Source organism: Candidatus Poriferisodalis multihospitum (assembly GCF_028283155.1).
In the GTDB taxonomy this organism is placed as follows: Bacteria; Actinomycetota; Acidimicrobiia; order Acidimicrobiales; family Poriferisodalaceae; genus Poriferisodalis; species Poriferisodalis multihospitum.
Window position 1 is genome coordinate 39707 of record NZ_JAPYOK010000097.1, and the last position, 23450, is coordinate 63156.

Consider the following 23450-nt stretch of genomic DNA (forward strand, 5'->3'; position numbering starts at 1 on the left):
GTTCGGGACCGATTGTGGTGTATCTGCGAGTATCTGTGTGCGAGCAGCAATTGCGGGCCCGAGTGATGGGCCCCGAAGGAGCCTGAAGTGCGCGTCGATGCGGTGAAACCGAACGAGTACAACCGCATTCGGGTGGAGCCGCTCACCGGCTCGATCGGCGCCGAGATCGCCGGCGTAGATCTGCGGGAGCTCGACGACGAGCTAGTCGCCGAGCTGCAGGACGCCTGGCTGGCGCACAAGGTGCTGTTCTTCAGAGATCAGCAGCTCACGCAGCACGAGCATGTCGCCTACGGGCGTGCGCTCGGCGAGCTGGAAGTCCACCCGTTCGCGCCCCATGTGGAGGGGCACCCCGAGATCCTCGTGCTCGAATCCACTGCGGAGAGCTTCTACGCCGCCGAGACCTGGCACTCGGACGTGACGTTCCGCGAGTGCCCGCCGCTCGGCTCCGTGCTGATGGGCCGCATCGTCCCGCGCTATGGCGGCGATACCTGCTTCGCGAACATGGAACTGGCCTACGAGCGCCTTCCCGACGATCTCAGGGAACAGATCGACGGCAGCTTTGCGATCCACTCCTACGTCAAGGCGTTCGGGCGTGGCATGAGCGACCGCAAGCGCGCCGAGGCCGCCGAGAAGTTTCCCGAGCAGAAGCACCCTGTCGTGCGCACCCATCCGGTCACCGGCCGCAAGAGCCTGTACGTCAACCGGATCTTCACGCTCACGATCGATGGAATGACCCCCGCAGAGAGCCGTTCGCTGCGCCAGCGTCTCTACGACGAGGCAGCGACGCCCGAGTACCAGTGCCGGTTCCGGTGGCGGGCAGGGTCGATTGCGCAGTGGGACAACCGCTGCACCCAGCACTACGCCGTGCCCGACCACGGCGGCATGCACCGCCGCATGGAGCGAGTGACGCTCATCGGCGATCGCCCTGTCTGACCGCACGGTTAGTCTCCGGCCATGGTTGGCAAGGTCATTCGTTCAGAGGCGCTCATCGAGGCACACCCGGTTCCGGAGCTGATCCGGAGCGGTGCGTTCGCTCCGGCGGTCAGGGCCGGGCCGTCCATCTACGTATCGGGCTGCATCGCCAACGACCTCAGCAAGTCCATGGGCGGGCAGACCGAGGAGATCTTCGACTACATCGGCCTGGCGCTGGCCGAAGAGGGCTTCTCGATGGCTGATGTGGTGAAGCTGCAGGCGTTCATCACCGATATCGACCAGTACGGCGAGTACAGCGCAGCCCGCAAGAAGTACTTCCCCGACGAGCCGCCGGCGAGCACCACCGTGATTGCCGGCATCATCATCCCCGGGGCGCTCGTCGAGATCGAGGCCGTCGCCTACAAGGAGTAGGCGTCGCCTGGCTCATCGAGCCGTCGGCGTCAGGCTTCCCGTCATTTCAGCCGCGGGCGCGCCGCAGGATGTTCTCGACGATCTCGGGACCGTGGGTGAACTGCAGGAAATGCCCGGCGTCGGGCAGTACATCGATCGGCGCGTTCATCTGCCCGGCCCAGGTGCGACCCCACTCCTCGCTGAAGCCATCGTCCTGGGCGCCCCAGACGAAGTGCGCGGCCTTGTCCCAGCCCAGCAGCACCCGGTAGTGCAATGCCTGGCCTGCGCCGTTGCCGCTGTCGTAGTTGCCGACCGGGATGGACAGCGGGAACCAGCGGGCGCCGTTGAAGCCTTCCTCGGGCAGGCCTCGGAACGGTGCTGAGAACCCCGCGTACCTCAGCGCCGCTTCGCCCTCGAGTTCGGGCTCGACTCTTGCTTTGATCGCCGGCACCACGTCACGTGAGCGGACCATGCGTCCTGCCAGCAGTGGCACCACCCCGATGCTCGGTTGCGGATGCGCATACCGGCCGCCGGGCTTCCAGGCGTCGATCCACTGCAGGAAGCTCTCGTCGTAGTCGAACCCCGGGTGGTGCAGCCAGGTGTTCATGATCACAAGCCGGCTGAACCTGTCCGGCATTATCGCCGCCTGAGCCAGGCCGATAGGTCCGCCCCAGTCCTGGCACACGACAGAGACGTCGGTCAGGTCGAGTGCGTTGATCAGCGAGGTCAGCACCTCGGTGTGGCGGGCGATCGAGTACCAGTTCGGATCGGTCGGCTTGTCGCTGCGGCCGAAGCCGAGGTGATCGGGGGCCACGCAGCGGAACCCGGCGTCTACGAGGCCCGGGATCATGGTTCGATACAGGTAGGCCCAGGTCGGCATGCCGTGCAGCAGCAGCATGACGGGTCCGTCGGCCGGGCCCTCGTCGACGTAGTGGACGCGCAGGTCCTTCCACTGGTGGTAGCGGGGCTCGTAGTCCCAGTCGTTCAGCGCGTCGAAATGCGCGTCGTCGGTGCGGACGAAATCGGTCATCGCTGTTTGCCTTTGCCGACTCAGCGGAGGTCGAGCGACATGCGCTGTTCCATCGGCACGCCGTGACTGTGGGGGATGGGCGCGACGGTTTGGGCCAGCACCTCGAAGCCGAACGCCTCATAGAACTTGACTGCCGGGTTGTCGGACAGCACGTCGAGGTGAACGACCCGGTATCCCTCGTCGGCAGCCCGGTCGATGGCGTCCTTCATGAGCGCGGCACCGATGCCCTGGCCGTGATGATCGGGCCGGACGGACAGGGCATGGACGTAGTAGGCGCTGGCGGGGATAACTGCGTTGAGGTAGCTGGCCAGATAGGAGCGCCGGGCGATCTCGGCCAGCTCGTCGTGGGTCACGGCCCCGTCTTCGATGATGCTCTCCCACAGCGGTCGCAGCGTCTTCTTGCGACGATCGAATTCGGGCCCGGCGTAGCCGATCTCGATGCCCAGCAGATCGTCACCCTCGAGGGCGACCGTGGTCTCGTCATACCCGCACAGCGTGCCCTCAGCGAGCCACGAGTCGCCGATCAGCCGGTCGAACGCCGCTCGAGTGACGAATTGATAGTCGTAGGTGGGCGGTCCCGAGTTGTACACCAGCTCGACCACATCGCCGGTGTACTGAGCTGCCCGATCCCGATCCACGGTGGTGATGTCCATCAGCGTCCCCTCTGGCTGCCGGTCTGCGAGCCTGACGCTAGCCCTGGGGCGAAATGGGGTTCGCGGCGCCTGCTGCGAATGCGGCGAACCGTGAGCCGGGGAGTAGTTTCTGGGCAGATGGCCCGATGCACGGGTCCCGGAAGTCGAGACGTGCCGCCATGAGCAAGACCGCCGTTGGTTCGCTGCAGCGCATTCCCGCAGCGGCAGGACTCGAGCCGATTCTTGAGGCGATGCGAGATGACGGTGGGGTCATCGTCGAGGGCATGTTCAGCGCCGACACGATTGCTCAGATGCGGGAGGCGGCCGACGACTATGCCCGCGGTGTCGAGCCTGGCGGGGCCACGCAGGGGCTCGGCGACGACGGCAAGCTCTTCGTCGGGTCGAACACGATCCGCTTCTCGAGCCTGGCCAGGCTGACGCCGGCGTTCTTCGACGTCCTCGACAACGAGCTCTACGCCCAGATCGCAGATGCGGTGCTGCTGCCGATCTGCGGCTCGTACTGGCTGAACACCGCCCAGGTGATGTACATCGGGCCGGGCGAGCCCGCCCAGTTTCTTCACCGAGATGCAAACAACTGGTGGGCGTTCGTGAAGGCGACGTGGCCGGATTCCCCGGAAGTCACTGTCAGCGCCATGATCGGCTTGGAAGATGTGACCGAGGAGCTGGGCGCCACCCGGGTGGTGCCTGGCAGCCACCGGCTGTCGGAGCTCAATCGCTACGAAGAGCGGGAGTCGGTACCGGCTGAGCTGGGGCCGGGCGATGCGCTCATCTATTCGGGATACGTGCTGCATGGCGGCGGCGCCAACCAGACCGCAGACCGGTGGCGCCGGGCCTTCCATGTGAGCTTCGTTGCCGGCTGGCTGACCCCTGAGGAAGCCAGCCCGATGGACTTCGGCCTGGGAGAGCTGTCCGGCCAGAGCGAGCGGGTGCAACGGCTGCTCGGGCACGCCTCCTACGACCCCCGTCCCTACAACGGCGGCGGGCTGTGGCTGCGCCATGTCCGCGAGATGCAGGACGTGATCGGCTCCAGCGGCAATACTGCCTGAGTTCGCCAGACAGGAGATTTCCGTGGACTTTCTGAAGATGAACGAACCTGTGATCAAGGAGTTCCGCGAGAACGAGTGCAACTGCAGCGGGTGGTTGAAGGGCGCTCCGATGATCCTCGTGACCATGACCGGCGCCAAGTCCGGCCGTGAGCTGTGCTCGCCGCTCGTGTACTCCACCGATGGCGACGACGTGGTGATCATCGCCTCCATGGGCGGCGCACCCACCAACCCGAACTGGTACCACAACCTGGTCGCCAACCCGGCGGTCACGGTCGAAGTCGGCACCGACAAGTGGGAGGCCACGGCTCAGCTCACCGAGGGCGACGAGCGCAAGCGTCTCTTCGACGCCCAGGCTGCGCTGATGCCCCAGTTCGCCGACTACGAGAAGAGCGCTGCCGAGCACGGCCGCGAGATCCCGGTCTTCCGACTCGTCCGCAACTAACCCACGATGGCGGCGGGGCCGCTGGCTCCGACATTCACGCACGGCGCAGCGCCGTCTCTTGTCTGGTCGCGCGCCATCGCTCATGCTGTTCCGGTGAAGATGCCGCCGCTGAGGTTCGTGGCCAAAGCGCTGTCCACCGAGGGCGTTCCTCCGAGCGAGCTCGGCATGTCGATGGCACCGCACCCGCTGATGTACCAAGAGCTGGCGCACGATCCCGAGTATCAGATCTACAACGGTCGCCTGACGCCGGTGCGCTTCGCCGACGTCTCGGCCACCGAGATGTACTGGAAGGTGCGCCGGGAGGTGATCCTGCGCCACACCGGCGAGTTGCCCATCGAACTTGTCGGCCCCGATGCCGAACGGCTCGCGAACCGAGTGTTCCCCAGGGATGTGTCCAAGGTGCGCGTTGGGCGATGCGCTTATCAATTCGCCTGCTACCACGACGGCGGCATGATCAACGATGGGGTGATGCTGCGCCTGGCTGAGGACCGGTTCTGGATGGCGCAGGCCAACGGCGACCTCTACGGCTGGTACCGGGCTCACGCCGCTGACCTCGATGTGGACGTGCGTGATCCCGATGTCTGGGTGAGCCAGGTGCAGGGGCCCCGTTCGCTCGAGGTGCTGGCTGCGGTTGTCGACGGTGAGCCGCCCGAGCCGTTCCGCTACTTCGACATAGCGGAGGTCTCGATCGCCGACCAGCCGGTGGTGATCACCCGGTCGGGCTTCACGAACGAGCTCGGCTGGGAGTTCTACCTCACCCCCGATATCGATCGTGAAGCGGTCGGCGACCGAGTTCTCGACGTCGGCCGGCAGTTCGGCATGATCATCACCTCGGCGCAGGTGTTCAGGGCGCGCCGCATCGAGGCCGGTCTGCTCAACGCCGGCTCCGACTTCGACCGGACGGTCAGCCCATTCGAAGCCGGCCTCGGACGCTTCGTCGACCTCAACAAACCCGACTTCGTCGGCAAGGCGGCGCTGGAGCGCGCCGACCGAGCGTGTCGTACCTGGGGTCTGCGGACACAAGGAGATATCGCACAGCTCGGCCGCACGCTGAGGCGCAACGGCGCGCCCGTCGGCCGGGTGACCTCGACCGCCTGGTCGCCGTACCTGCAATGCGGCGTCGCGATTGCACGCATGGACGACCCGGCAGACGGCCCCGGCACCCGACTCGAAGTGGAGTCTCACGAGGGAGTCATGCTGCGCGGCGAGCTCTGCACGCTGCCGATGTACGACCCAGAGCGCCTCATCCCGCGAGGCCGCCTCGTCGACATCCCCGACCGCCATGACTGATCGCCACCAGGCGTTCAACGAACTCGCGGGCGCCTACAGCCGGGCTCGGCCTGGGTATCCCGAATCGCTGTGGGTCGCACTGCGAGAAGCGCTCGATGGCCGCTCTGTACCCCAGCTGGCTGTCGATGTCGGCTCGGGCACTGGCATCGCCACGCGGCAACTCGCTCTGATCTTGCCTGAATGGCGCATCGTCGGGGTCGAACCTGGGGAGGCGATGCGAGCGCAGGCTGTGAGCGACAGTCGAGACTCCGCCGTCGAATTCCGTGCTGGCAGCGCTGAGGACTTGCCCCTCCAGGAATCATCCGCAGGTCTGGTCATCGCCGCTCAGGCATTGCACTGGTTCGACCACCCTCGCTTCTACATCGAATCTCGGCGAGTATTGGCTCCCGGTGGAGTGATCGGGATCATCCAGAACGACCGTGCATTGGAAGAATTACCTCTGTTCGAGGACTACGAGTCGTTCCTCGAAGAGCACAGTCCGGGCTACACCCGCGATTACCGCAGCTTCGACGTCGTCGCCGAGCTGGCCGAGGCTGGCCTCGACGATGTGTCGAGAAACGCCACAGAATGGACACGGCCGCTGACACACGAGCAGTTCATCGGGCTGGCACGCTCATCGTCAAAGATGCACGCCGCCGTCCAACATCTTGGCGAGGAAGAGACGAGCCGACGCCTGCGAGCACTGCTTGAGCGTCACCACCCCTCCGGTCAGTTGGAAATCCCCTACATCTCCACACTCTTCACAGCCCAGCGCTCGTAGCCGGCTGGGGGATGGCTGGACGTCGGAGATGAGGCACGATTTAGCGGTGTGGCGGGGGTTGATACGGGATGTACCGGGCTTTCCGCGGCCGGGGATCGTGTTCAAGGACATCACGCCGTTGCTGGGGGACCCTGCCGGCTTGGCAGCATGCGTTGACGAGTTGGTCGCACCGTTCGAGCACGAGGGCGTCGAGCTTGTTGCGGCGCCTGAGGCCCGGGGCTTTGTGATCGGCGGGATGGCGGCAGATCGGCTGGGTGCCGGGTTTGTGCCGCTGCGCAAGCCGGGCAAGCTGCCTCGCTCCGCACTGGGTGCCGACTACGAGCTGGAGTACGGCGTTGAGCGTCTCGAAATGCACACCGACGCCGTCGCCGATGGGATAGGGGTGCTGATTGTCGACGACGTGTTGGCCACTGGCGGCACAGCGGCCGCGTCTGCGCGGCTCGTCACACTCGGCGGGGGTGAGCTTGTCGGTTTCTCGTTCATCGTCGAGCTCGCGTTCCTCGACGGGCGCCGCCTGCTCGGCGATGCACGCGTCGAGTCAGCGCTCCTCGTCGACTAGCGAGATCCGCCCCGTAACACACGAGTCACCTTGCGGGCGGTGCCCCGGCGCTTGCGTTTACGGTGAGCGCCTGCACACCGACCCGCTCACGAAGCGAGGAGATTCATGACGACGCCAGAACCGAAGGCCATGACCGCAGAGGCGCAGGAACTGGTGCGCAGGCCAAACTTCGCGCACCTCGCAACCGTGCGTGCTGACGGCTCGCCCAAGCTCGACCCGATCTGGATCGATCTCGTCGACTCCACGACGGTGATCATGGCCACCGGGCGGACATCGCTGAAGACCCAGAACATCCTGCGCGACCCCCGAGTCGCCATCTCGATCGTTGACATGGACAACCCCTACGAGGAAATGCAGCTGCGAGGCGTCGCCGAAGTCGAGCCCGACCCCGACATGGCCGCCATGGACGCCATCAGTCACAAGTACACGTCCAAGCCGTTCCCGATGCGGGACAACCTTGAGAACCGGGTGGTGCTGCGGGTGACGGTGACCCAGAGTCGATACTCGAACCTGCCCTTCGAGCACACCCCGCCTCAGGAGTGACCGGCGCATGAAGCTGGGCACCTCCATCCGGTTCCTGTACCCGACGGGTCCTCACACCTATCCGCAGTTCAAGGAGATCTTCGACTCGCTCCCGCCGGGAGCGTTCTTCGAGCGGCCCATGGGCGCCGAAGACACCGGCCAACAAGCCCGCAACGTTCTCGAGCTGGCGGCTACTGCCCACCAAGCCGGCCTCAACGGGTTTCTGACTGGCGATCAACATGCACTGCCGGCCAGCTACGCCAACACGTTCTCGCCGGCGCCGACGCTGGCGCGGATCATGGCAGTCACGGGCGACATGCCGGTCGGCGTCGTTCTGTTAGCGCCGTTCTACGAACCGGTCATGCTCGCTGAGCAGATCGGCACACTTGCCGCCTTTGCCGAAGCACCGCTGATCGTGGTGCTGGTGAACGGCGGCAACCCTGAGCCGTTCAGGGCGTACGGCTTCTCGATGGCGTCACGGGCCCGGCGCACCGAGGAGCTCGCCGCGGTGCTGCGCCCTCTGCTCGATGGCGAGTCGGTCAGCTTCGAGGGGCGGTTTGTGCAACTCGACAACGTCAGCATCAGCCCGCTGCCACGGGTGCCCGTAGAGATCTGGATTGGCGGCACAGTGCCCGCTGTCGCAGAACGTGCGGGCCGGCTCGGCGACGGGTGGCTGTCGGGTCAGAACACGCCCGATGATCTCAGCGTTGAGCAGCTGGAGCTCTACGAGGACACGGCAGCCGCACACGGCCGACCGGCACGAGCTGTGCTGCGGCGCGACATCTTGGTGGCCGACACCAGCCAGGCTGCCCACGCAGAAGTCGACCAGGTGCTCGCCGAGGGCTACCGGGGGACCGGCAAGGGAGATCTCATCGTGGGCTCGGCGGCCGAGGTCACCGAACGTCTCGCCTACTTCGCCAGCTTGGGCTTCGGAGAGGTCATGGTCCGCCACATCTCCGGAGACCACGCCAAGATCCTGCGTTCCATCGAACTCATCGGCGAACAGGTCATCGGGGCCATCGCCGACTATTGACGGGCTTGCGGAGACGCCGTCGCCTTAGGGCCGGTTGGCGGCACCTGGAGTGGGGGTGTCGACCGTTTCGAATCGGCCGGTGACATCGGGCACACGGGCGTAGCTCTGATTGGCACCGGACTGGCCCTCGACCCAGTCGACGCTGGCGACCAACGTGCCGTCGAGCAGCCAGATGCCCAGTTCCTCGTCGCTGCCGAGCGCGAACCCGGGCCAGCCTTCCTTGTCGAGGCTGAATTGCAAGTAAGTGCCCGGCTGGATGACTGTGCCGGCCGGGAAAGGCACTCGCTTTCCGACGTCGTTGAGATCGTCGGCCATTTCGAAGCCGTCGAGCGCTATGGGCACTCGTGAGGCGTTGTGAAGCTCGAACCAGTCGAGCGGGTCGCCCTTGGCAGCCACTTCATTGATGACCAGACCGACATCAAGGGCCGTACCTGATTGGTCAGGGCCCTGCGTACCGGCGTCGGCATCGCCGGACCCCGGTGGGGACCACCCGAAGACACCGGAGAATGCGCCGGCGATAGCCGCGCCGGGTGCCGTTCCGCTGGCCGACAGTTCCAGCACCCCTTCGGTGAAGGGCGAGAAGCTGTCCGGTGTCGACGCTCCCGGCGGGATGGACCAGATGCCCCCAGCGATGGCGTCCTCGCCGACGACCAGCGTGGTGCCTCCGGCCAGCAGGCGGGGGGCGATGACCAGCGACATCCCGCTGACTGAGCCGTCGCCTTCGAGTTTCACGAGCACAATCGACGTCGGGTTGTCGACGCCCGGCAGCAGCACACGCTCTTCGGGGTTCGCATCACCAGCAAACACGCCGGTGCCGCCGACTGATTCAGGGGCGCCGTTGAGCATCAGGCTGTGGACCGTTCCCTGCCCGAGTGGGTTTGGGTTCAGGTGGGTGCCCCAGGTCGTCTCGAACGCAACCTCGACGGTTCCCGACCCGGCATTGGAGGGCGCGGCTGCTTGCGGTTCGGGCCACTCCGGCGGCTCCGGCGAGAGATCATCGAGAATCTCGGCTTTGCGCTTCGAGATGAACGTCCGCACTCGCTCGGTGTCCCGTTCGGCAGCGCTGGCCTCGGCGGGAAGGGCGTGCTGCTGCACGATGGCGGCCATCTCGTCGACCGCCGCCAGGAGCTCGGTCTCGTGCCAGACGTCGTCCAGGATCTGCTTCAGTCGGGCGACGTATTTCAGCCGCCAGTCGGCGTCGTTGTACAGGCGGTTGGGGATGGCGGTGAGCGCCAGCACCGACGGCGGCGGGTTGGAGATGTTGTCGAAGGGGTTCGGGTCATCGGAGAGGTGGAACGTGCCGTCTGTGCCCCACGGCAGGAATACGAACCGGCCGTCGGGCACGCGGTAGAACCAGTAGTTGTTGCGGTCGCCGGCGTAGCCGTCCCAGTGGCCCACCAGCACCTCTGTCGCCCAGAACGACAGGAAGCGGTCGAGATCCACGATTTCGCTCAGCGCTTTCAGGCCGGCGTCGGAAGGATCCGCCAGGGCCGCGACCACGGCGTCGATGTCGGACCAGTCGTCGGCGTCCTCGTGGGTCTTCTTCTCGATGGTGCCGCGGAACTCAGGCGTGAAGTCACTGACCGTGCCTTCGTAGAGGTGGCCTTCCGCGCTCCCGAAGTGGTGCGACAGGAACGGGGCCTTGAACTCCTCCACGTGCACGTACAGCCCGAGATCGGTGCCGTTCACCGACACGGTGGCGAAGTTGCAGCGCGGTGCAGGGTTGCCGGCCGCAGCGAACACCCGGTACGACAGGCAGGTGTTGAGCATCGAGGGGTCCTGGACGCTGTTGTTCAGCGTCATACGGTTCATGCCCCCGGCAAGTGTCTGGCCGTCGGTGTACTTGTCGAAGCGCAGCTTGAGCGACGGCTTGGTGGAGCTCTGGGAGCCCACGAAGCCTTTTTTGCGCACGCCCACCTCGGCGTGCGTCTCGCCGTCGACGGTCACCGTGGCGCTGAACCAGGTGTAGATGCTGGCGAACGGGCGTGAGAGGCCGTACTCCTCGATCTCCGCGAACACGTCCGCGAGGGTGCGGGTCTGGTTGCGCAGGACATCCCAGTCCTCCACGGCGATCTCGATGCTGATGTCGAGCACGCGGTCGAGTTCGAAGTAGGCATCGCGCGGATCGGCCTCGGCATCGTCTTGGGTTGCTGCCGGGGGAGCGGTGGTGGGAGCTGCAGCGTCGGGGGCAAGCGTCGTGGTCGGGGACGCGCCATCGTCGGCCGCACCCGTGCAGCCGGCAGCGATCAGCGACGCCGCCACGAGCGCTGCGGCCAAGCGGCGCTGGAGCCGGCGCGATGCGTGCATTCGTCCACCTTCCCAAACTCGGTGAGACGTCAGCGGACCATATCGACAGGCTCGACCGGCGATGCCCAATCAGGAATGCCATATCGGGAATGCCACCTGAGGCATGGGCGAAAGGTATTGGCAGTAATACTGGCAGAAGAATGCTAGGGTGCCGCTGGCTCGTCGAGGCTCGGCCGAGACTGCAAGGCACCCTGAGGAACGTCATGGACATCGTGCTGACCGGGACAGGATCGCCGCTGCCCGATGCCAACCGTGCCGGGCCTTCCACGCTGGTCAAGGCGGGCGACACCCACATCCTCATCGACGCCGGCCGCGGCACCGTGATGCGCATGGCCGGTGGCGGCTCGCTGCCGGTCTTCCTGAGCGCTGTGCTGATCACTCACCTGCACAGCGACCACGTGTGCGCGCTCAACGACGTGATCACGACCCACTGGGTGATGAGCCAGGGCAATGCAACGCTGAATGTCTACGGCCCGCCGGGCACGGCGCAGTTCGTCGAGCGGCAGCTCGGTGCGCTGGAGGCCGACATCGGCTACCGGATCGCCCACCACGACATGCTGGTCAACGAGCCGCAGGTCGAGGTGACCGAGCTGGAGGCCGGCGACGCGTTCGACATCAACGACGTGCACATCAGCACGGCGGCGACTGACCATGCGCCGGTGCGGCCGACGCTGGGGTACCGGCTCGAACACGAGGGCGCGGTTGCCGCCATCGCGGGGGACACCGTCCCATGCGTCGGCGTGGACCAGTTGGCCGCAGGCGCCGATGCCTACGTCCAGACGGTCATCAGGAGCGACCTCGTCAGGCTGTCCCCCAACGAGATGTTCCAGGACATCCTCGACTACCACTCCGACGTGGAGCAGGCAGCCCAGACCGCGGCCCGCGCCGGCGCCAAACGGCTCGTGCTGACTCACATGGTGCCGGCGCCCACTCCCGAGCAGTATCCGGAGTGGGTCGAGCTGGCTGCAGCGCACTTCGATGGCGAAGTGATCATCGGCGACGATCTCACGACGGTCACGCTGTAGACGTGCGCAGTCACGCCAACCCGTTCCCGGCATCGTCTCAGGAGCCTCGATGACACATCCGATCCAGCCCGCCCCATTCGAAGGCCGCATCGGCCGCACGCTGGCCGAGTCCGAGCCGCACTTCACGTCGTCGCCGCACCCCGGCGCCGATGCACCCAACGTCGTGATCGTGCTGCTCGACGACACCGGTTTTGCCCAGTTCGGCTGCTACGGCTCTGACATCGACACGCCCCACGTCGACGCGCTCGCCGCAGGCGGCCTGCAGTTCACGAACTTCCATGTCACCCCGCTGTGCTCGCCGACCCGGGCATCGCTGCTGACCGGACGGTCCCAGCACGCAGTCGGCATGCGCTCGGTGTCGAACCACCGCACGGGCTACCCGCACCAGCTCGGCCACATCACCAATCACGCAGCAACCCTCGCCGAAGTCCTCGGCGAGCAGGGTTACGCCACCTTCTGCTGCGGGAAGTGGCACCTGGCCCCGACCGAGGACATCTCCGCAGCCGGACCATTCGAACAGTGGCCGCTCGGCCGCGGCTTCGACCGGTTCTACGGATTCCTCGAAGGCGAGACCGACCAGTTCCACCCCGAGCTGGTGGTCGACAACCACCACATCGACCCGCCCGGCGGGCCCGATGAGGGCTACCACCTCAGCGAAGACCTGGTGGATCAGCTGTTGCGCATGATCAACGACAGCAAGGGCGTGCGACCCGACCGGCCGTTCTTCGCCTACCTGCCATTCGGGGCGACCCATGCTCCGCACCAGGCTCCGCAGGCATACCTCGACAAGTACCGCGGGCGCTTCGACGAAGGCTGGGACGTGGTGCGTCAGCGGTGGTACGAGCGCCAGCTCGCGCAGGGCGTCATACCGGAAGGCACCCAGCTCGCGCCCCGCAACCCCGGCGTGAAGCCGTGGGCAGAGCTGCCCGACAGCCATCGCCGCTTCGCCTGCCGCCTGCAGGAAGCCTTCGCCGCGTTCCTGGACCACACCGACGATCAGATCGGCCGGCTCGTCGACGGGCTGCGCCAGATGGGCCAGCTCGACAACACGATCCTGATCGTGCTGGCCGACAACGGCGCCTCCCAGGAGGGCGGGCCGTTCGGGATCATGCACGAGATGAAGTACTTCAACGGCATCGTCGACGACCCAGACGACGTCATGGACCGTCTTGACGACATCGGCGGACCCAACTCGCACACCAACTACCCGTGGGGCTGGGCCCAGTGCGGCAACAGCCCCTTCAAGTGGTACAAGCAGAACACCCACGAGGGCGGTGTGCACGTGCCCCTGGTGATGCACTGGCCCGCCGGCATCGCCGGCGACCAGCGAGGCACCCGACGAGATCAGTTCGTGAACGTGTCCGACGTGGCGCCCACGGTGTACGACCTGCTGGGCATCGCGGCGCCCGACGTCTTCCGTGGCTACGCGCAGCTGCCGGTTACCGGGAACTCCTTCGCCCCCGTGCTCGCCGATGCAGGCGCCCCGGCCACCAACACGCTCCAGTACTTCGAGCAGTCCGGCTCCCGTGCCCTCGTGGTCGAGCAGGACGGCGTGTGCTGGAAGGCGGTGACGCGGCACATCAAGGGGGAATCCTTCGACGACGACCGTTGGGAGCTGTACGAGCTTTCAGCGGACCTGTCTGAATGCAACGACCTCGCCGAGACCCGGCCCGACAAGCTGGACGAGATGATCGGCCTGTGGTGGGCCGAAGCCGAGCGCCACGGCGTGCTGCCGCTGGACGACCGCATGATCGAGCTGTTCGTCGCCCGGCGTGACGATCACTCGCCGGGCATGTCGGTGTTCGTGCAGAACGGCCGCCTGGTGGTGGACTACAACTCGTTCGGCGAGCACACCGTCGTCGAGTCCGAGCTGGAGGTGCCTGCGGGCGACTGCATGCTGACGGCGCGGGTGCAGCGCACGAGCCGCACCGAAGGCGTCATCGAGCTGGCGATCGACGGCGAGCCCTGCGGGAGCGCGGAGCTTCCTTACATGATGCACATCATCTCCTCGATCGGCTCCAGCGTCGGTCACGACCACGGTCAGGCAGTGTCTCCGCGATACGAGGCGCCGTTTGCCTTCAGCGGCGCACTGCATGCCGTCGAGATCGACCGCAGCGGTGCATCACGGTCCGAAGCCGAGACAGCAGCGCGCACCGAGATGGCCCGCCAATAGGAGACACGACGATGACGTTGACCGCCGACTCCATTCCCGTCGCGTACACCCCAGCGGGAGGCTGGACGAATTGGCCGCCGCCGGTCCTGGCGGGCTGCACCGAGCCGCTGTCCGACGGCGCGCCCGATCTGCGGGGCTTCTGGCAGACCGTCGAGGTGTACGTGGACGGCACTGCGCAGCCCGGCCATCCTGCCATCGGGCACGTGCAGCGCATCGAGCAGGCCGCCGATCGGGTAGTGGTGACCGGCGCCGGCATCATCCACGACATGCGCTGCGACGGCACGTTGGACAATGGCGTGCACGACGTAGCGGAGTTCGACAAGTCGACCGAGATCCACGTGGTCGCCAGCTTCGAGGACCATGTGCACGTGCTGCGCCCTCACGGTCTCGAAGGACCCTCCGGGCCGATCGAGGTGCGCCGCTGGCGCGACGGCGAGCACCTCATGTGGGACTACCTGGGGTTCACGGCGCGACTGCGCCGAATTGCGCCGCCCGATGCCGACCCAGCCGTCATTCTCACTGAACTCGACCAGTCTCGACTCGACCAAGAGGAGCAATCACCATGAAAACCCTTCGAACGCCCGACGAGCGCTTCGCAGATCTCCCGGGGTACGACTTCGAGCCCCACTACACCGACATTCCCGACGGCGAGGGCGGTTCGCTGCGCGTCCACTACATCGACGAGGGACCGCCCGATGCCGATCCGGTGCTGCTGCTGCACGGCGAGCCGTCGTGGGCGTACCTGTACCGGCACATGATCCGGCCGCTGGCCGACGCGGGCCATCGGGTGGTCGTGCCGGATCAGGTCGGCTTCGGCCGCAGCGACAAGCCCGCCGAGCAGTCCGACTACAGCTACGCCCGTCACGTGACGTGGATGTCGAGCTTGGTCTTCGATGCGCTCGACCTGAGCGAGATCACGTTCTTCGGCCAGGACTGGGGCGGGCTGATCGGCTTGAGGCTCGTCACGGCCCAGCCGGAGCGGTTCGCCCGCGTGGCCGTCTCCAACACCGGTCTGCCCACCGGGGACCGCTCGCCCAGCGATGCCTTCATGGCATGGCAGAAGTTCTCCCAGACCTCACCGGTGTTCCCGATCGGCGACATTGTCAACGGAGGCTGCCTCGCCGATCTTGAGCCGGCGGTAGTGGCTGCTTACAACGCTCCCTTTCCGGACGACTCGTACAAGTCCGGCGCTCGCATCTGGCCGTCGTTCGTCTGCACCTCGCCGGACGATCCCGAGGCCCAGCCGAACCGGGAGGCATGGGGCGTGCTGCAGCAGTTCGACAAGCCGTTCCTGTGCTGCTTCAGCGACCAGGATCCGGTGACTGCGGGCGCCGACAAGCCGTTCCGTCACGTGGTGCCCGGTGCGCAGGACCAGGCACACGTCACCATCGAAGGCGCAGCCCACTTCCTGCAGGAAGACAAGGGTCCCGAATTGGCACAGGTGCTGATCGACTTCATCGACGCCAACTGAGGGCACGCTCACCCGTACCGCCACGGCGACGAGCCAACTACGGTCGCCGCATGATCGCGGGATATTGCTGGCCGCAGAGCGGCAGCGCGGGTGACACCGTCGACCTGATGGTCAGCGCCACCGGCGGCTCCTGCCGGGTGGAGGTGCTGCGGATCGGTGCGTCCGAGCAGCTTGCCGGAACGTGGGAAGTCACAGTCGGCGAGCAGCCGGTTCCCGGCGACTGCGCCACTGAGGGCTGCGGATGGGATCCATCGCTGTCGATTGACATCGACCCTGCCTGGCAGCCCGGCTTCTACCTCGTCCGACTGACGGCCGGCGACGGCGAAGTTGCCGAAGCCTTCTTCGTGGTGCGTGCCGCCGAGCCCAGCGAGACGCTGCTGGTGCTGTCCACCTCGACATGGGCTGCCTACAACGACTGGGGCGGGCCCAGCTTCTACACCGGCGGCCACGAGTCGTCCCAGCATCGGCCGCTGCCACGCGGCTTCTTGGACAAGCCTGATCCACACCGCTACCGGGTTGCCCGTTTCGGGCAGCTGCCACGGCCCGAAGTCGACGAGTACTTCGACAACTACTCCTACTGGTCGGCCGCCGCGGGGTGGGCGAACTGGGAGCGGCTGTTCGTCGCCTGGGCCGAACGCAACGGAGTGAGCCTCGACTACGCCACCAGCCTCGACCTGCACTCCCGGCCCGACCTGCTCGACGGGCGGCGGCTGTACATCAGCATCGGCCATGACGAGTACTGGACCGAGGCCATGCGCGATCACGTCGAGAACTGGATCGAGGCCGGCGGCGCCGCTGCCTTCTTCTCCGGGAACACAGCGTTCTGGCAGGTTCGCTTCGGCGATGACGACCGGGTGATCGGCTACAAGCTCGACTTCCACCTCGATCCGGTGATGGGCACCGACGCCGAGCACACGGTGTCGACCATGTGGAGCGACCCGCTCACCGGCCGGCCCGAGTCGGAGATGACGGGCGTGTCCTTCACTCGCGGCGGCTATGCCCACTGCCGGCGGGCCCCGAAGGGCTCGGGCGGGTACACGATCTGGCGGCCGGACCACTGGGCATTCGACGGCCTGCGACTGATCGCCGGCGACGTGCTGGGCGGTGAGCCAGTGGTGGTGGGCTACGAGTGCGACGGCTGCGAGCTCGAGCTGGTGGACGGGTTGCCCGTGGCCAGGAGCACCGGCGGCACGCCGGCCAGTTTCGAGGTGCTCGGCACGGCGCCGGCTCACCTGTGGGAAACCGCCGAAGCGCCGCCGGGGATGCCCGACAGCTACATCGGTGAGCTCAACTGGGTGACCGAGCGGCTCGGCGGCGGTGACACGCCCGAGAACAGGGAACGCTTCGCACATGGTGCCGCGGTGATGGGTTGGTTCAAGCGGGGTCTCGGCGAGGTGTTCACTACAGGTTGCACCGATTGGGCCTACGGCCTTGAGCACGACGACGTGGCCACCGTGACCCGCAACGTGATAGGCCGCCACATAGACCTCGCCGCCCACCAATCTGGGAGCCCGCAATGACAGACACCGCCGAAGCCCAGCCTCAGAACACCTACAGCGAGGGCAACTTCGCTCCCGTGTCCGAAGAGGTCACCGCGTTCGACCTTGACGTGATCGGTGAGATTCCCGCGTCGCTCGAAGGCCGTTACCTGCGCAACGGGCCGAACCCGATCGCGCCCACCGATCCGGCGACGAGCCACTGGTTTGTCGGCACGGGAATGATGCACGGGGTGCGACTGCGGGGCGGCCGCGCCGAGTGGTACCGCAACCGTTGGGTACGTGGCCAGGACGTGGTGGAGGCGTTGGGCGAACCTGCGGTGCCGGGGCCTGTCGGCACGCTCGACTTCTCGGCGAATACGAGCGTCTGGGGCTTTGCCGGCACGACGTGGGCGCTCGTCGAAGCGGGCGTGGTGCCGGTGGAGATCGGCTACGAGCTGGAGACAGTGTGTCGCAACGACTTCTCCGGGACGCTGAAGACCGGATTCACGGCGCATCCGAAGCTGGATCCCAGCAGCGGCGAGCTGCACGCGGTCTGCTATGCGTGGCAAGACCTGTTCGATCACGTCGAGTACGTCGTGGTGGGCGCCGACGGTCGAGTGCGCAAGACGGTCGATGTGCCTCTGCCGGGCATGTCGATGATCCACGACATGTCGCTCACCGAGAACTACGCCGTGATCTACGACCTGCCTGTCACGGTCGATCTGGACCTCGCGCTCAGCGAGGAAGCGTCGTTCCCGTTCCGATGGGATCCCGACTACGGGGCCCGGGTGGGGCTGTTGCCCCGCGAGGGCACGGCCGACGAGATCGTCTGGTGCGATGTCGGGCTCTGCTACGTGTTCCACCCGCTGAATGCCTACGAGGACGGCGACGGGCGCGTCGTGATCGATCTGTGCCGCTACGACAAGATGTTCGATCGCGACAAGCTGGGCCCGGCCGGCGATTCCCGGCCCACGCTCGACCGCTGGACCGTCGACCCCATTACCCGCAGGGTCGACGAGGAGCGAATCGACGACCGGTTCCACGAGTTCCCCCAGGTCCGGGCCGACCGGGCCGCCCGCAAACATCGCTTCGGCTACACGGTGGGTGTCGGCGATGGGCTCATTCCCGGAGCCAACTTCAAGATCGACTACGAGACCGGCAATGCCGAGTTTCACGACCACGGTCCGGGGCGGGGGAGCGCAGAGGCCGTGTTCGTCCCTGATCCCGAGGGCAGCGCCGAGGACGACGGCTGGCTGATGTCTTACGTCTACGACGAGACGATCGATGGCAGCGAGCTGGTCATTCTCGATGCCCGCGACCTCAGTCGCCCTGCAGTGGCCCGCGTGCCGTTGCCGCAACGCGTGCCGTACGGATTCCACGGCAACTGGGTGCCCGACACTGCAGTCACTCCGCCGATCGAGAGCTGATCGACTGCCTCTGCCCCGCATCGTCCAGAGAACGGCTGGATTACGGTAACGCCGGCGATCGGGAGGGAACATGGTTGACGCCGCCACACTGCCCGAAACGGCGACGCCGATCGTGAAGGCCGTCGACATCGCCTACATCCGTATCTCGGCGCCCGATCTCGACGCCATGGAGGCGTTCGTGAACGACTTCGGTCTCGTTGTCGCGCGCCGAGACGACGACGTGCTGATCTCCAGAGGCCTCGAGCCGACGCCCTTCCTCCACGTGGTGCACCGGGGTCCAGCCAAGTTCATGGGCTGGGCGTTCGAAGTGGATTCCGAAGGCGACCTGGATGCACTGGCCGCCGCTGTTCCCGGCTGCTCTCCGGTGCACGACATCGGCGGCGCGGAGGGTCAGCTCGGCGGCGGCAAGCGCGTTCACTTCGTCGAGCCGATTACCGGATTCGTGCTCGAAGCCGTGCACGGTCAGCAGGCAGAACCGCTCGCAGCGAGGCGTGGCCGGCATTCCTACAACCACGCCGGCGTCGACGACCGAGTAGGCGTCGAGCAGGACGTCAGCGGCAATCGCTACCCGATCAAGAAGGACCCCGGTCCGCCGGAGGTGTACCGGCTCGGTCACGTGGTGACGGCCGTGCCGCCAGGATCGCACCAGGCCTTCATGCGCTTCCTCGAAGACACCTTCGGCATGCTCGTCAGCGACGCAGCCCGGATGATCATCCCGCCGGGGGCCGAAGAGCACTTCCCGCCGCCGCTCGTGGAGCTCATCAAGTCGACGGGCTCCGATGTGATGTTCCAGTTCATGCGGATGGATCGGGGCGCGGCTGAAACCGACCATCACAGCATGCTGGTGCTGCCGCTCATGGACGGGACCCCCGAGGCGCAGTTCAGCCACGCAGCGTTCGAGGTGTTCAGCATGGACGACGTCTTCCGGGGTCATATGCACTTCCGGGAGCGGGCCGCGGAGGGCGCGCCCTATGCACTGGCGTGGGGCGTCGGACGTCATGTCTACGGCTCGCAGATCTACGACTACTGGCATGACCCCTACGGCCACGTTCACGAGCACATGTGCGACGGCGACCGGGTGGATGCCGACTATGGGCCGAACACGATCGACATGACCGATCCCGGGCAACTGGGCGACAACGGCGGGAACCAATGGGGCCCGACCGTGGAGGAGTCCGGCGTTCACAATCTCAATGGCCCCCAGTGCGACCCGAGGTTCGCAGGCCGGCCTGACGAGATCCGAGAGTCGTTGCTGTCCCGGGACCTCAGCGAGCTCCAGCACATCGTCGACGCGATCTGAGCGGGCAGTGAGCGCCCACGAGAACGAGTTTCCGGAGAACCGGGAGGCCAACCGGGCCCACCTGCTGGCGGCGGTCGATTCGGTCGCTGATGCGCTGACGACCGGTCGGGACGAGTCCGAGAAGTTGCGACGACTGTCGCCGAGCTCGGTGGAGGCGCTGCGATCTTCGGGACTGTTCAAGATGAAGTCGCCGCGGGAGGTGGGCGGCGCCGAAGCGCACCCGGTCACCCAGATGGACGTGATCGAGGCCGTGACGATGATCGACCCGGCGGCCGCGTGGTGCATGTTCATCACCTCAGCCGTGACCGGCGGCGTGTTTGCAAGCCTCTCTGATGAATCAGTTGACGAAGTGCTCGCGGATGGTTTCCCGTTCATGGCCGGCTCGCTGCGAGCCGGCGGCCGAGCACGGCGCATCGAAGGCGGCTACCGGGTGTCGGGCCGTTGGGCTTGGGGCAGCGGCGTTGAGCACTCCGACTGGGTGGCGGTGCCGGTTTTCTCGGACGGACCGCCAGTGATCAGGGCGCTTGTGCCTACCAGTGAAGTCATCCTGCACGACAACTGGCACACGCTCGGCATGCGAGGCACCGGCAGCTGCGACTACGAGCTCGACGATGTCTTCGTGCCCGATCGATTTGCCATCGATGCACTCGGCGGCGGGCCGCCGCGAGGTGGAGCGCTCATGCGGCTCGGGCTGCCTGCCTACGTCGTGAACGAGCACGGCAGCTTTGCCTATGCGCTCGGACGCTTGGCGTTGCAGACGATGACCGAGACGGCCATCGAGAAGAAGCGGGGTTACCTCGGCGGGGTCAGCCTTGCCGACAGGCAGGTCTTCCAGCGAACCATCGGTCAAGGCACCATCCGCATGAACGCGTGCGCGCTGGCGATGGCCGAATCGCTTGAGCGCATGTTCGACTCGGCGGCCGACGGCCCGCCTGATCCGGCCCTCGTGACCGAGGCTCAAGCCGCCGCAGTGTGGTGCACCGACGAGGCGACCGATCTCGTGAGTGATCTGTTTCGCTTCACCGGCGGGAGCGCGGTGATGAACGACAGCGAGATGCAGCGCATCCTGCGGGACATCTACACCGTGCAGTCGCACCTGATGGTGTCTGCGGTCGTCTACGAGCAGTACGGTCAGATACTGCTCGGCATGACCGAAGGCGGAGCGCTTCCCTGAGCCTGGGAACCTGATCTCTCGCGGAGCAAACGTGATCATCCTCGCCAACGATCAGACGACAGAGGTCGCGCAGCGCACTGACACACATGACGAGCTGTGGGTGCGGCTTGACGAGCTGCAGAAGGCCACGGGCTGGCAGCTGAAGCCCGAAGGGGCGTGCCTCGGCGAGCTCTGCGTGCCGCTGCCGGAGGCCAAGCGGGAAGCGTGGATCGCAGACGCCGAGGACTGGGTGTGGCTTCACTACTCGGCATTTGCCGACATGATCGGCCAGAAGTACGTGCGCGACGGCGATGTGTGGAGCGTTGGGTCGGTGCCCGAGGTTCGCCGCGTCGGGCTGGAGTCTGGCGTCGCTCCCGACTTCGAGATGGTCGAGCGGAACGGCAACACTCTGAGGCTCTCCGACCTGCGCGGCCGCAAAGTGGTGCTGTTCACCTGGTCATCCTGGTGAGGCTGCCGCGTCAGCCTGCCGGTCTGGCAGGAGCTGTACCAATCGATCGGCCCGGACAAGTTCGAGCTGATCAGCGTGGCGCAGGACTCGGGCGGCGAGGATGCCGTGGCCAAGTGGTTCGACCGTGCGTCGCCGACGTATCGCTGCGTCGTCGACTCGACCCACCGGATCAGCTCGCTGTTCGGCTGGGTGAATGTGCCCTCGGCGGCCTGGATCGACGAGGAGGGCCAGATCGTCCGCAGCAACGAGGGTGTGTATCCGGCGGAGACGACCATCAAGTTCGGCCTCGGCAAGGTTCGGCTGGGCGACAACGCGTTCGCTCAGGCCACCCGTGACTGGATCGAACGGGGTGCCGACAGCGAGCATGTCTGGTCAAGCGTGGATCTCGCCTCTCGGCTCAAGCCCATCGACGACGAGGCGCTGCTGGCGGAAGCCACCTTCAAGCTGGCGCTCTACTTCGAGGCGGTCGGCGACAGCGAGCGGGCGCTGAAGCACTTCGCTGACGCACAGGAGCTGGCGCCCGACAACTGGAACTACCACCGGCAGGGATGGACTCACAAGGGGACGGTCTACGCGTACCTGCAGGTGCTGAAGAAGTCGAACAACCTGCGCAAGCACACAGACAAGAGCTACTACGACCCGATGGATCTGCCCGGCGAGGACTACCGCCGATTCACCGAGCCCGAGTGGTTCTGGACGCCAGCCGTCCGCCGGGTCAAGAGCCTGCTCAGCCGCTAGCAGTCGTCGGTTGGTGCCGCCGACGCCGGGCCCTCGTTGCAGGCCTTGATTCTCCGGGATGCAGCCGGAATACGATAAAGGTATGACGAAGCGTCGGATTACCTTGACGATCGATGCAGATCTCCTTGACGAAGCCCGTTCTGCGGTGAGCGACGGTGACGCTTCGTCGGTGAGTGCCTGGGTGAACCAGGCGATGGCAGACAAGAGCGAGCACCGCCGCCTTCTGAAGGCCATGGACGAAGCGATAGCCGACTATGAGTCCGAGTACGGGCCCATTACCGAGGAGCAGATCGAAGAAACTCTTCGCTCGACCTCTCGGCGGACTATCCGCATTCGGGCGGGAAAGCGTCTACCGAGCTTGTCCGATGAGCCTGCTGCTTGACGCCGGGGGGCTCATAGCACTGGAGCGTGATGACTCCGAGACGTGGGCGCTCTTCCGTCGTGCGCGCCGAACAGGGCAACCACCGGTAACGCACGGCGGGGTCGTCGCGCAGGTGTGGAGAGGCGGCACCGGACGGCAGGCTCGGCTAGCGGCGGCGCTGCGCAGCACTCAAGTAGTGCCACTCGATGAAGCTCTCGGCCGGTCGGCCGGCGTGCTGCTGGCGGGGTCGGGTTTGGATGACGCCGTCGATGCTGCGCTCGTGGCGCTGTGCCGTTCAGGCGACCGGATCTTGACGTCTGACCCTGACGATCTGGCGGCACTCGCGAGCGCCGCCAGACTCGACATCGACATCATCCCGCTATGACCTACGCGGCCCAGGCAAGCCTGCCGGCACCACCAGCCGGGCAGATCAGCGCGCTGCGCCGCCGCACGCCCGAGCGGCGGGTTAGGACTTGTCGGCGGTGGGTTTGTTGACAACCATGGCGACGAGCAGGCAGATGCCGGCCGCACCCAGGATCAGGGCCGAGTACGCCGTGTCGTCGTGGATGCCCTGGTCGAACCAGTCGTTGAAGTAGGTGGTGGTCAGCGCGTCCAGACACATCGCAGGGGCGAGCAGCGCGATCGCGGCTGAACTTCGCCATTGCCGGGGCGTCTGCAGCACCCGGAAACACACGAACATCGTGATCAACGTGACGATCGTGCCGACGATCAGCCAGACCCACCACACCGTTCGGGAAACCGACGGCTCGTAGCTGTCGGTGAAGATCAGCAGGAACAGCCCCAGGAACACGGCCCAGCCGACGACGGCGATCACCATCATCAGGACCATGTGCTGGATGTACGTGAGTCGGCTCTGTGCGGGCATTGGC

The 23450-nt window shown here is 66.3% G+C and carries 24 protein-coding genes; 20 read left to right on the forward strand and 4 right to left on the reverse strand.

All coding sequences use genetic code 11. The features are described from left to right. Positions 1 to 87: 87 nt before the first annotated feature. Both VI480_RS10545 and VI480_RS10550 read left to right on the forward strand, forming a co-directional pair. A complete protein-coding gene (locus VI480_RS10545; protein ID WP_323672798.1) occupies positions 88 to 933 on the forward strand; it encodes a TauD/TfdA dioxygenase family protein in 846 nt (281 codons plus the stop codon). Positions 934 to 954: 21 nt separating this feature from the next. Continuing rightward, positions 955 to 1344: a RidA family protein gene (locus VI480_RS10550; RefSeq protein WP_323672799.1), complete on the forward strand. Its 390-nt coding sequence runs from the start codon at positions 955 to 957 to the stop codon at positions 1342 to 1344. A gap of 46 nt (positions 1345 to 1390) precedes the next feature. Here the strand turns inward: VI480_RS10550 and VI480_RS10555 are convergent, their stop codons facing one another. Continuing rightward, on the reverse strand, positions 1391 to 2353 hold the full coding sequence (locus tag VI480_RS10555; protein ID WP_323672800.1) for an alpha/beta fold hydrolase: 963 nt from the start codon (positions 2351 to 2353) through the stop codon (positions 1391 to 1393). Positions 2354 to 2373: 20 nt separating this feature from the next. Further along, positions 2374 to 3006 carry a GNAT family N-acetyltransferase gene (locus tag VI480_RS10560; protein WP_323672801.1) on the reverse strand — a complete coding sequence of 211 codons (633 nt, stop codon included), beginning with the start codon at positions 3004 to 3006 and terminating at the stop codon, positions 2374 to 2376. 158 nt (positions 3007 to 3164) lie between these two features. On the opposite strand from VI480_RS10560, the gene VI480_RS10565 reads away from it, so the two are divergent. The 7 genes from VI480_RS10565 to VI480_RS10595 all read left to right on the forward strand — a co-directional run bounded on the left by VI480_RS10565 (position 3165) and on the right by VI480_RS10595 (position 8658). Beyond that, the gene (locus tag VI480_RS10565) at positions 3165 to 4052 is read left to right on the forward strand and encodes a phytanoyl-CoA dioxygenase family protein (RefSeq protein WP_323672802.1); all 888 of its coding nucleotides are present in this window, start codon (positions 3165 to 3167) and stop codon (positions 4050 to 4052) included. Between the two features lie 22 nt (positions 4053 to 4074). Next, a complete protein-coding gene (locus VI480_RS10570) occupies positions 4075 to 4494 on the forward strand; it encodes a nitroreductase family deazaflavin-dependent oxidoreductase (protein ID WP_323672803.1) in 420 nt (139 codons plus the stop codon). Between the two features lie 99 nt (positions 4495 to 4593). After that, complete coding sequence (locus tag VI480_RS10575; RefSeq protein WP_323672844.1) at positions 4594 to 5784, forward strand: aminomethyltransferase family protein; 1191 nt, start codon at positions 4594 to 4596, stop codon at positions 5782 to 5784. Beyond that, a complete protein-coding gene (locus VI480_RS10580) occupies positions 5777 to 6544 on the forward strand; it encodes a class I SAM-dependent methyltransferase (protein ID WP_323672804.1) in 768 nt (255 codons plus the stop codon). The genes VI480_RS10575 and VI480_RS10580 overlap by 8 nt, the downstream gene beginning before the upstream one ends. 28 nt (positions 6545 to 6572) lie before the next feature. After that, a complete protein-coding gene (locus tag VI480_RS10585) occupies positions 6573 to 7103 on the forward strand; it encodes an adenine phosphoribosyltransferase (RefSeq protein ID WP_323672805.1) in 531 nt (176 codons plus the stop codon). Positions 7104 to 7208: 105 nt separating this feature from the next. After that, on the forward strand, positions 7209 to 7646 hold the full coding sequence (locus tag VI480_RS10590; protein WP_323672806.1) for a PPOX class F420-dependent oxidoreductase: 438 nt from the start codon (positions 7209 to 7211) through the stop codon (positions 7644 to 7646). A gap of 7 nt (positions 7647 to 7653) precedes the next feature. Beyond that, positions 7654 to 8658 carry an LLM class flavin-dependent oxidoreductase gene (locus tag VI480_RS10595; protein ID WP_323672807.1) on the forward strand — a complete coding sequence of 335 codons (1005 nt, stop codon included), beginning with the start codon at positions 7654 to 7656 and terminating at the stop codon, positions 8656 to 8658. A gap of 24 nt (positions 8659 to 8682) precedes the next feature. On the opposite strand, the gene VI480_RS10600 is transcribed toward VI480_RS10595, so the two are convergent. Then, positions 8683 to 10965 carry a CotH kinase family protein gene (locus VI480_RS10600; protein WP_323672808.1) on the reverse strand — a complete coding sequence of 761 codons (2283 nt, stop codon included), beginning with the start codon at positions 10963 to 10965 and terminating at the stop codon, positions 8683 to 8685. A 203-nt stretch (positions 10966 to 11168) separates the two neighbouring features. Here VI480_RS10600 and VI480_RS10605 point away from each other — a divergent pair, with 203 nt between their 5' ends. The 11 genes from VI480_RS10605 (at position 11169) to VI480_RS10655 (ending at position 22945) form a co-directional block, all read left to right on the forward strand. Further along, a complete protein-coding gene (locus VI480_RS10605) occupies positions 11169 to 11990 on the forward strand; it encodes an MBL fold metallo-hydrolase (protein WP_323672809.1) in 822 nt (273 codons plus the stop codon). Between the two features lie 49 nt (positions 11991 to 12039). Then, a complete protein-coding gene (locus tag VI480_RS10610; protein ID WP_323672810.1) occupies positions 12040 to 14163 on the forward strand; it encodes an arylsulfatase in 2124 nt (707 codons plus the stop codon). A gap of 11 nt (positions 14164 to 14174) precedes the next feature. Further along, positions 14175 to 14729, forward strand: a complete 555-nt coding sequence (locus VI480_RS10615; RefSeq protein WP_323672811.1) for a hypothetical protein — start codon at positions 14175 to 14177, stop codon at positions 14727 to 14729. Next, positions 14726 to 15634 (forward strand): haloalkane dehalogenase, encoded by a 909-nt coding sequence (locus VI480_RS10620; RefSeq protein ID WP_323672812.1) that lies wholly within the window; start codon positions 14726 to 14728, stop codon positions 15632 to 15634. The genes VI480_RS10615 and VI480_RS10620 overlap by 4 nt, the downstream gene beginning before the upstream one ends. Before the next feature lie 50 nt (positions 15635 to 15684). After that, on the forward strand, positions 15685 to 17154 hold the full coding sequence (locus VI480_RS10625; RefSeq protein ID WP_323672813.1) for a N,N-dimethylformamidase beta subunit family domain-containing protein: 1470 nt from the start codon (positions 15685 to 15687) through the stop codon (positions 17152 to 17154). Further along, entirely contained in the window at positions 17151 to 18539 is a 1389-nt protein-coding gene (locus VI480_RS10630; protein ID WP_323672814.1) for a carotenoid oxygenase family protein, read from the forward strand. Before VI480_RS10625 ends, VI480_RS10630 begins: the two co-directional genes overlap by 4 nt. 70 nt (positions 18540 to 18609) lie before the next feature. Next, positions 18610 to 19839 carry a hypothetical protein gene (locus tag VI480_RS10635; RefSeq protein ID WP_323672815.1) on the forward strand — a complete coding sequence of 410 codons (1230 nt, stop codon included), beginning with the start codon at positions 18610 to 18612 and terminating at the stop codon, positions 19837 to 19839. 7 nt (positions 19840 to 19846) lie between these two features. After that, positions 19847 to 21013: a hypothetical protein gene (locus VI480_RS10640; RefSeq protein WP_323672816.1), complete on the forward strand. Its 1167-nt coding sequence runs from the start codon at positions 19847 to 19849 to the stop codon at positions 21011 to 21013. Positions 21014 to 21044: 31 nt separating this feature from the next. Beyond that, positions 21045 to 22199: a TlpA disulfide reductase family protein gene (locus VI480_RS10645; RefSeq protein WP_323672817.1), complete on the forward strand. Its 1155-nt coding sequence runs from the start codon at positions 21045 to 21047 to the stop codon at positions 22197 to 22199. Positions 22200 to 22281: 82 nt separating this feature from the next. Beyond that, positions 22282 to 22581: a hypothetical protein gene (locus VI480_RS10650; protein ID WP_323672818.1), complete on the forward strand. Its 300-nt coding sequence runs from the start codon at positions 22282 to 22284 to the stop codon at positions 22579 to 22581. Continuing rightward, a complete protein-coding gene (locus VI480_RS10655; RefSeq protein WP_323672819.1) occupies positions 22565 to 22945 on the forward strand; it encodes a hypothetical protein in 381 nt (126 codons plus the stop codon). The genes VI480_RS10650 and VI480_RS10655 overlap by 17 nt, the downstream gene beginning before the upstream one ends. 81 nt (positions 22946 to 23026) lie before the next feature. Here VI480_RS10655 and VI480_RS10660 read toward each other — a convergent pair whose 3' ends face one another. Next, complete coding sequence (locus tag VI480_RS10660) at positions 23027 to 23446, reverse strand: DUF5367 family protein (RefSeq protein ID WP_323672820.1); 420 nt, start codon at positions 23444 to 23446, stop codon at positions 23027 to 23029. Positions 23447 to 23450 lie beyond the last annotated feature (4 nt).

Coding starts and splice junctions, on each gene's coding strand:
- VI480_RS10550 (WP_323672799.1), top strand. CDS start 955: ATGGTTGGCAAGGTCATTCGTTCAGAGGCGCTCATCGAGGCACACCCG.
- VI480_RS10555 (WP_323672800.1), bottom strand. CDS start 2,353: ATGACCGATTTCGTCCGCACCGACGACGCGCATTTCGACGCGCTGAAC.
- VI480_RS10560 (WP_323672801.1), bottom strand. CDS start 3,006: ATGGACATCACCACCGTGGATCGGGATCGGGCAGCTCAGTACACCGGC.
- VI480_RS10565 (WP_323672802.1), top strand. CDS start 3,165: ATGAGCAAGACCGCCGTTGGTTCGCTGCAGCGCATTCCCGCAGCGGCA.
- VI480_RS10575 (WP_323672844.1), top strand. CDS start 4,594: ATGCCGCCGCTGAGGTTCGTGGCCAAAGCGCTGTCCACCGAGGGCGTT.
- VI480_RS10580 (WP_323672804.1), top strand. CDS start 5,777: ATGACTGATCGCCACCAGGCGTTCAACGAACTCGCGGGCGCCTACAGC.
- VI480_RS10585 (WP_323672805.1), top strand. CDS start 6,573: ATGAGGCACGATTTAGCGGTGTGGCGGGGGTTGATACGGGATGTACCG.
- VI480_RS10590 (WP_323672806.1), top strand. CDS start 7,209: ATGACGACGCCAGAACCGAAGGCCATGACCGCAGAGGCGCAGGAACTG.
- VI480_RS10595 (WP_323672807.1), top strand. CDS start 7,654: ATGAAGCTGGGCACCTCCATCCGGTTCCTGTACCCGACGGGTCCTCAC.
- VI480_RS10600 (WP_323672808.1), bottom strand. CDS start 10,965: ATGCACGCATCGCGCCGGCTCCAGCGCCGCTTGGCCGCAGCGCTCGTG.
- VI480_RS10605 (WP_323672809.1), top strand. CDS start 11,169: ATGGACATCGTGCTGACCGGGACAGGATCGCCGCTGCCCGATGCCAAC.
- VI480_RS10610 (WP_323672810.1), top strand. CDS start 12,040: ATGACACATCCGATCCAGCCCGCCCCATTCGAAGGCCGCATCGGCCGC.
- VI480_RS10615 (WP_323672811.1), top strand. CDS start 14,175: ATGACGTTGACCGCCGACTCCATTCCCGTCGCGTACACCCCAGCGGGA.
- VI480_RS10620 (WP_323672812.1), top strand. CDS start 14,726: ATGAAAACCCTTCGAACGCCCGACGAGCGCTTCGCAGATCTCCCGGGG.
- VI480_RS10625 (WP_323672813.1), top strand. CDS start 15,685: ATGATCGCGGGATATTGCTGGCCGCAGAGCGGCAGCGCGGGTGACACC.
- VI480_RS10630 (WP_323672814.1), top strand. CDS start 17,151: ATGACAGACACCGCCGAAGCCCAGCCTCAGAACACCTACAGCGAGGGC.
- VI480_RS10635 (WP_323672815.1), top strand. CDS start 18,610: ATGGTTGACGCCGCCACACTGCCCGAAACGGCGACGCCGATCGTGAAG.
- VI480_RS10650 (WP_323672818.1), top strand. CDS start 22,282: ATGACGAAGCGTCGGATTACCTTGACGATCGATGCAGATCTCCTTGAC.
- VI480_RS10655 (WP_323672819.1), top strand. CDS start 22,565: ATGAGCCTGCTGCTTGACGCCGGGGGGCTCATAGCACTGGAGCGTGAT.
- VI480_RS10660 (WP_323672820.1), bottom strand. CDS start 23,446: ATGCCCGCACAGAGCCGACTCACGTACATCCAGCACATGGTCCTGATG.